Source organism: Microbispora bryophytorum, from assembly GCF_043197435.1.
GTDB lineage: Bacteria > Actinomycetota > Actinomycetes > Streptosporangiales > Streptosporangiaceae > Microbispora > Microbispora bryophytorum.
This window is the reverse complement of sequence record NZ_JBICTF010000020.1, coordinates 1-8,322: the sequence shown is the minus strand read 5'-3', so window position 1 is coordinate 8,322 and position 8,322 is coordinate 1. Positions and strand designations below refer to the sequence as shown.

3 protein-coding genes and 1 pseudogene are annotated in these 8,322 nt (G+C 68.1%); 2 read left to right on the top strand and 2 right to left on the bottom strand.

What is annotated here, in order from left to right; translation table 11 throughout:
• Both ACGFIB_RS36610 and ACGFIB_RS36605 read right to left on the bottom strand, forming a co-directional pair.
• Positions 1-107: pseudogene (locus tag ACGFIB_RS36610) on the bottom strand (sugar ABC transporter ATP-binding protein); the annotation flags it as partial.
• A gap of 344 nt (positions 108-451) precedes the next feature.
• A complete protein-coding gene (locus tag ACGFIB_RS36605; RefSeq protein WP_357267329.1) occupies positions 452-1,792 on the bottom strand; it encodes an ROK family transcriptional regulator in 1,341 nt (446 codons plus the stop codon).
• A 241-nt stretch (positions 1,793-2,033) separates the two neighbouring features.
• Between ACGFIB_RS36605 and ACGFIB_RS36600 the strand changes: the two genes are divergently transcribed.
• Entirely contained in the window at positions 2,034-3,317 is a 1,284-nt protein-coding gene (locus tag ACGFIB_RS36600; protein ID WP_357253106.1) for an ROK family transcriptional regulator, read from the top strand.
• Between the two features lie 211 nt (positions 3,318-3,528).
• Positions 3,529-8,322: ThuA domain-containing protein (locus ACGFIB_RS36595; RefSeq protein ID WP_393378053.1), on the top strand; the 4,794-nt coding region annotated here is incomplete at its 3' end.

Sequence of the window (8,322 nt, the reverse complement as noted above, 5' to 3'; positions counted from 1 at the left end):
CCGGCACCGTTCTGGCCCAGCAGACAGTGCACCTCGCCGGCCCTGACCTCAAGGTCCACGCCGTCCAGCGCACGCACGCCGGGAAACTGCTTGACAATGCCCCTCATTTGGAGCAGAGATGATGAGTCGGATGGTGACCGCGGCACAGGAGCCTCCCTGGAATACGGTGCGGCCGTGGCCCCGCCCGCCTGATGGCGCCGGCTGGCACCGCCGCAACGGCATCGAAGTCGGCGTCAACAATGCCGATGCGACTTCCGGATGACTGATCAGGCGGGCGGGACGTTCTGATGGGGAAATAGCTGTGGGTTCCCGTCCGCCTGACCGCGTACGACATGGCCGCGGCACCGGGATGGGCGGGGATGTGCCGAGGCATGCGAAACGGAATGGTCAAGCGGACGGGACGTCTGGATTCGACAGGTGACAGGTAGGGGCCGCGTGGCGGGCACGCGGGTCAGGGTGAGTGGGGCAATCGGGCCATCGTGGTTCCCTCGATCGCCCCGGTGGTCGGGGACGGTCGGATCGTGATGCTTGTGGGGTCGGAGTGCGCTCGCTCGACGACGACTCCGGCCGCGCCGCGTGAGGCGGCGCCGAAGCCGAGGTCGGAGGCGGCGAACCGGCAGCGCTCGGCCGCGTCGCTCATGCCCAGGCGGGCCATCTCCTGCTCCGCCGCCGGGATGAGCCGGTCGGCGAGCCTGGCGAAGTACCCGCCCAGCACGATCACCCTCGGATTGAAGAGGTTGACCAGCATGGCCGACCCGATTCCGAGCCACCGGCCCACCTCCGCGGCCGCGGCGTCGACGCGGGGGTCTCCTTCGGCCCGCCGCTGCTCGATCTCGGCGAGTCGTTCCTCCGGGTCGCGGACGACCCGGGGGCCCGTGCCGTACGCGCGGTCCGGTGTGGCCATGCGGACCAGCGCGGCCAGTCCGACCTTGGTCTCCCAGCAGCCGATACGGCCGCAGCGGCACCGTCCGCCGGACGGATCGACCATGACGTGGCCGACCTCTCCGGCGAATCCGTCCGCTCCGCCCAGTAGCCGGCCACCGGCGATGACGCCTCCGCCGACGCCCACCTCGCCTGTGAGGTAGACGAGGTCGGAGATCCCCGCCGCGACGCCCGAAGTGTATTCGGCCAGCGCGGCGAGATTCGCGTCGTTGTCCACCATGATGGGGATGCCCCCGCGGATGTCGGCCTGCGACAGCCGCTCCGCGACCGCTACCCCATGCCAGCCGAGGTTGGGGGCGACGACCACGGTGCCGGTGGTGGTGTCGATCAGGCCGGGGATCGCCACGGTGATCCCGGCCAGAGCGATCCCGAGCCGGTCGAGATCCGCGATGGTCTTCTCGATCACGTGGACCAGCTCGTCCAGCGATCGTTCCGGCCCGGATCCCATCGCATCGAAACCGATGCGCCGATCGATGAGCACTCTACCGGCAAGATCGGAGGCGATCGCCGCGATGTAGTCGACGTTGACTTCCACGCCCAGGGCGCCGACCCGCGATCCGTCCAGGACGAGCGCGACGCTCGGGCGGCCGACGGAGCCCGCGTGCTGCGGCCCCGTCTCCTTGACCAGCCCGCGTGCCTGCAACTCGCTCACCAGGCTGGTCACGGTCGTTTTGTTCAACCCGGTCGCGACGGCGACGGCCGACCGGGAGCACGGACCGTACGTGCTCACGTGACGCAGCACCAGGGCGAGGTTGGAACGGCGCACGGTGGCCTGGTCCGCGGGAACTCCCGCGGATCCGCCGCGACTCATCGAGTCGGTCGTGTGGCCGTCGGCCCTGCTGTGGTCCACGCCGCTCCTCAATTAGTTCGCATGGCTGGCCGAATTAAAGACGGGGAGTTCCGGGTGAGACAAGAGTGAAACCGGTTGCAGGTTACGTAACGTTACGGTAACCGTGTCCGGAATGGCCTCCCAAGTGCACAAATGTGAGCGATGCCAACTCGTTACGCATTTCGGGGGTGCGCAGCCGGACATCCGCGTGTTACAACCCTCATTAATTGATCTCGGAGACAAACAAAAGGCGGTGGCGCAGGTGACGAAGGAGTCGCACCTCACCCGCGCCCCGGGCGGCGTGGCTCTGCCGGCGGGTCCAGCGGTGCTCCGCAGGGCGAACCTTTCGCTCGTGCTGCGTGAGCTGCGCGACCACACCTCGCTGTCCCGGGCCGACATCGCCGAGGCGACCGGGCTGCACCGCGCCACCGTCTCCAACCTCATGGCCGAGCTCCTGGAACGGCGTCTGGTGCGGGAGGTCGGCGTCGAGCACGTGGGCGCGATCGGACGTCCCAGACGGGCGGTGGCGCTGCACGGCGCCCACGTCGGCGCCCTGGGCATGGAGATCAACGTCGACTACATCGCGGTCCACGGCACCGATCTCAGCGGCCGGGTCCTGGTCGAGCGCCGGGTGGTGTACGACACGATGGGCAGCGGCCCGGACAGTGCCGTGCGCCGGCTCGGGCTCGTGGCCAAGGAGGCCGTGGAGGCGATGCGGCGAGTCGGAGCGGTTCCCGCCGGCATCGCGGTGGCCGTCCCCGGACTGGTGGACGTGACACGCGGAGTCGTGACACTCGCGCCGAACCTCTACTGGCACGACCTGCCCCTGGCCGACCAGCTGAGCTCCATACTCGGCCCGCTGAACGTGCCGGTGCGCGTGGACAACGACGCCAACCTCGCCGCACTGGCCGAATACACCTCAGGCATCGCCGCCGGCACACCCGACCTGGTATACCTCACAGGCGAGGTGGGCGTCGGCGGCGGCATAATCTCCGGCGGCAAGCTCCTTCGCGGAGCTGACGGATTCTCCGGAGAGGTCGGGCATTTGCGAGTCGACCCGAACGGCGACCAGTGCGGCTGCGGCCGCATCGGCTGCTGGGAGACCAAGGTCGGCCTGGCCGCGCTCGTACGTGCGGCCATGCCCGAGCAGGCGTACGGGCTGCCCGGCATGCCCGTGCCCGACCCCGGTGAACGAGTCGCCGACATCGCCAGGGGCCTCGCCTCCGGCGACCGGCGGATGATGATGGCGGTGGCACAGGTCGGCGAATGGCTCGGGCTCGGCGGCTCGATCCTGGCCAACCTGTTCAATCCGCGAGCGATCGTCATCGGGGGCTACTTCGCCTCACTGGCCCAGTGGCTGCTGCCGCACGCGCAGGATCAGCTGCAGCGGCTCGTGGTGGCCGCCCCCGCCGCCCAGTGCCGGTTCGTCGCCTCCACGCTCGGCTTCGGCGCCGCGTCCCGCGGCGCCGCGAGCATGGTGGTCAACCACATCATCGACGACCCGGCGGCGATCATGGACCCACTACCCCGGCCGGCAGCCTACTGACGGCCCCCACAGACCTGGAGACGGCACCCTCCAGCAACCGAAATATCCGCTACAACCAAGTGGCAATAAGCGCGGCGGCGCGCGCCTTGCCTGACGTCCCCCCGGTCAGGAAGGGTTTTCCATGTCTCCACGTCAACGAACGTGGGCCAGGCCGCACAATGCGGCCCTGCCAGAAAAGGGACGACGTACAAAACGTCGGACCGCGGCGACGATGGCCTTGGCCCTCGTCGCCCCCGTCATCACGCTTTTCTCGGCGCCCGTGAGCGCCGAGGCCGCCACGACGGCGGCGGCGCCCGACTTCAAGGTCCTCGTCTTCTCGAAGACCACCGGCTTCCGGCACGACTCGATCCCCGAGGGCATCGCGGCCGTGCAGAAGCTCGGCCAGGAGAACAACTTCGCGGTCGACACCACCGAGGACAGCGCCCAGTTCACGGACGCGAACCTGGCGCAGTACCAGGCCGTGATCTTCATGTCCACGACCGGCGACCCTGTCTCCACCCAGGACCAGAAGGACGCCTTCCAGCGGTACATCGAAAAGGGCGGCGGTTTCGTGGGTGTCCACGCCGCCGCCGACAGCGGATACAACTGGGCCTGGTACAACAAGCTGGTCGGGGCCTACTTCAAGCAGCACCCCGCTATCCAGCAGGCCACCGTCAAGGTCGAGGACCCGGCGCACCCGTCCACCAAGGGCCTGCCGACGACCTGGACCCGTACCGACGAGTGGTACGACTACCAGACCAATCCGCGTGGCACGGTCCACGTGCTCACGTCGCTGGACGAGAAGTCCTACAGCGGTGGCACGATGGGCGCCGACCACCCGAACACGTGGTGTCAGGACTACGACGGTGGCCGTTCGTGGTACACCGGGCTCGGCCACCAGAAGGAGAACTACAGCGAGGCCAACTTCCTGAAGCTGCTGCTGGGCGGCATCGAGACCGCCTCCGGCGCGGTCAAGGCCGACTGCTCTGCCTCGCAGAGCGAAAGCTTCGAGAAGGTCACGCTCGACGACAACACGTCGAACCCGATGATGCTGGACGTCGCCAAGGACGGCCGGGTCTTCTTCATCGACCGGCTCGGCGAGGTCAAGATCATCAAGCCCGCCGGCGGCACGGTGACGGCGGCGAAGATGGACGTCTTCACCGCCAACGAGAGCGGCCTGCTCGGGATGGCGCTCGACCCCGGGTTCGACACGAACCACTGGCTGTACCTCTACTACTCGCCCAACGGGGAGAACGTCGACCGGCTGAGCCGGTTCACGATCACCGGTGACACCCTGGACAAGTCGAGCGAGAAGAAGCTTCTCGACGTCCCGGTGCAGCGGGCCGAGTGCTGCCACCACGGCGGCGGCATGGTGATGGACCACACGACCGGCAACCTGTGGCTGGCCGCGGGCGACAACACCAACCCGTTCAACTCCGACGGCTACGCGCCGATCGACGAGCAGTCCGGCCGCTCCAGCTGGGACGCCCAGCGCTCCGCGGGCAACACCAACAGCCTCAGCGGCAAGCTGCTGCGCATCCACCCCGAGGCTGACGGCACCTACACGGTTCCGTCCGGCAACCTGTTCGCGCCGGGCACGGAGAAGACCAAGCCGGAGATCTACGGCATGGGCTTCCGCAACCCGTTCCGCATGGGTATCGACCCGAAGACGGGCAACATCATGCTCGGCGAGTACGGCCCCGACGCCAACTCGGCGAGCGCCACCCGGGGTCCGCAGAACACGGTCGAGTGGAACCTCATCACCAAGCCGGGCAACTACGGCTGGCCGTACTGCAACGGCAACAACACGCCGTTCATCGACTACGACTTCGCCACCAAGAAGTCGGGGTCGGCGTTCAACTGCTCGGCGCCGGTCAACGACTCGCCCAACAACACGGGCCTGACCAACCTGCCGCCGGTGATCCCCGCGACGGTCTGGTACCACTACGCGGCCGACCCGCAGAACTTCCCCGAGTTGAGCGGCGGCGCCCCGATGGGCGGCCCGGTCTACCGGTACGACGAGAACCTGAAGTCGGACGTGAAGTGGCCGGCGTACTGGGACGGCAAGGCCATGTTCGGCGAGTGGAACAACAACGCCATGTGGTCGTTCCAGCTCAACGAGGACGGCACCAAGCTCGTCGAGATGAACCGAATCCTTCAGAAGATGAGCTTCAAGAAGCCCATGGACATGAAGTTCGGTCCTGACGGCGCGCTGTACATGATCGAGTGGGGCTCCGGCTTCGGCGGCGACAACGCCGACTCCGGCGTCTACCGCATCGAGTACACCAAGGGCCAGCGCCCGCCGGTCGCCCACGTCACCGCGGACAAGACGGACGGGCCCCTGCCGCTCGCCGTCCAGTTCTCCAGCGAGGGCAGCCAGGACCCGGACGACCAGGCGATCACCTACGCCTGGGACCTCGACGGTGACGGCAAGACCGACTCCACCGACCCCAACCCCACCTTCACCTATGAGGAGGCGGGCGAGTACAACGTCGTCCTGACCGTCACGAACGCCGACGGCAAGACCGCCACCGCCAGCGTGTCGATCAACGCGGGCAACACCCGTCCCACCGTCACGGTGGACCTGCCGCCGAACGGCGCCTTCTTCGAGTTCGGCGACCAGGTGAAGTTCAAGGTCACCGTCACCGACCCCGAGGACGGCACGATCGACTGCGACAAGGTCCAGATTCAGGCGATCCTCGGCCACGACAGCCACGGCCACCCGCTCGACCAGCTCAAGGGCTGTGAGGGCACCCTGCAGACGCAGATGGCCGGCCACGGCGAGTACGACAACCTCTTCTACGTGATCGAGGCCAGCTACACCGACGAGGGCGCCGACGGTGGCGCCCAGCCGCTGATCGGCCGGGGCCAGGTCATCCTGGAGCCCAAGCGCAAGCAGGCCGAGCACTTCAGCCAGACCGGCCGGGTCTCCGACGGCACGGGCACCGACGCCGCCGGCGTTCAGACCGAGACCTCGGGCGACGCCCAGGGCGGCAACTTGAACATCGGGTTCGTCCAGGACGGCGACTGGTGGTCGTTCGACCCGGTCAACCTGTCGAACGTCTCCGCGATCCGGCTTCGGGCCTCCTCGGCCGGCGCCGGCGGAACCGTGCAGATCCGTGCGGGCAACCCCGAGACCGGCACGCTGGTCGGTTCGGTCGACGTGACGCCCACCGGCGACTGGCAGACGTTCGCCGACGTCACGCTCAACCTGACCAACCCGCCGACCGAAAGCGGTCCGCTGTACTTCGTCGTGCGCAAGCCGGCGAGCGCGGCGAACGACGCCTACCTGGCCAACTTCAACTGGGTCGACTTCGTGGGCAAGGGCGCCACGGAGAACCAGCGCCCGACCGTGACCGCGACGGCGAACCCGACGTCGGGCGTCGCCCCGCTGAAGGTCGACTTCAAGGCGACGGGAACCGACCCCGAGGGTGACCCGGTCACCTACAAGTGGAACTTCGGGGCGAGCGGCGCGACGGAGGCCACCACCGCCGAAGCGAGCTACACCTACACCGCGCCCGGCAACTACACCGCCGTGGCGACTGTGACCGACGCGAAGGGCGCGACGGGCACCGTTTCGATCCCGATCAAGGTGAACGCGCCGGCCACGGTGTGCTTCACCGGCCGCTCCGACGACTTCCTGGGCGACCAGCTCGACCGTGACCGCTGGTCGGTCATCCGGGAGAACCAGGACCTGAAGGTCGCCGACGGCAACCTCACCATCCCGACCTCGACCACCGACATCTACGACGACGGCGGCAACACGCCGAACATCGTCGTGCAGCCGGCGCCGTCGGGTGCCTGGACCGCCACCGCCAAGCTCACGCTGAGGGCGACCGACGCGTACCAGCAGGCGGGCCTGGTCATCTACGGCGACGACGACAACTACGCCAAGATGGTGATCCAGGGGCGGTCGACCTCGGGGTCTGACCACGCCAGCCGCATCTTCCAGTTCATCCGGGAGGAGAACGGCACCCCGAACGAGGTGACCGACAGCAACACCGCCAACCTCGGGGACAGCTACCCCGACACGGTGTACGTCCGGTTCATCAGTGACGGCACCAACATCACCGCCCACTACTCGTCGGACGGCACCACGTTCACCGCGATGCCGGAGACCAAGGCGCTCGCCGGGATCAGCAACCCGCAGATCGGCCTGATCTCGCTGGCCGGGGCCAACCACCCGGTGGTGGACGCGTCCTTCGACTGGTTCAACATCACGCCGGACGACAAGGCGACCGGGCCGAACCCGGACGACGACTTCGACGGCACCGCGCTCGACGCCTGCCGCTGGGACTCGATCGTTCGCCCCGACGCCACGACGGCGCGCGTGAGCGACGGCAAGCTGCAGCTCGACACCACCACGGGTGACATCTACGGGACGACCAACAGCGGCCCGAAGAACTTCATCCTGCAGAAGGCGCCGAGCGGTGACTGGACGCTGGAGACCAAGGTCGACGGTTCTGCCCTCAGCGAGCAGTACCAGCAGGGCGGCCTGATGGTCTACGGCGACGACGACAACTACGTGAAGTTCGACTTCCTCACCACCAACGCCGCAGGGTCGACGGTGGCGCGGACGATCGAGCTGCGCAGCGAGGTCGGCGGCACCGTGCAGAACCCGCAGCCGCAGGTGAACAACCTCAGCGCCGGCCCGTGGTGGCTGCGCCTGAAGAAGGTGGGAGACAGCTTCACCGGCTCCTACTCCTCCGACGGCACCACCTGGACCGACCTGGCCACCAACGGCACGGTCGCAGCGGTGACGAACAGCGCCGTGGCGAACGCGTCGAAGGTCGGCGTCTTCACCATCGGCACCGCCCAGGCCGCGTCCAAGACGGTCACGTTCGACTACTTCAAGTTGAACAAGGCTTCCTCTGCGGAGGTCAAGATGACCGTCACCGCCGCCTCTCGCTGCATCGGCACCTCGGCGTACCTCGCCGTGACTGCCGTGAACAACGGTGAGGTTCCGGCGACGGTGGAGCTGACCACCCCGTTCGGTTCCAAGACCGTGGCCGACGTGGCTCCGGGC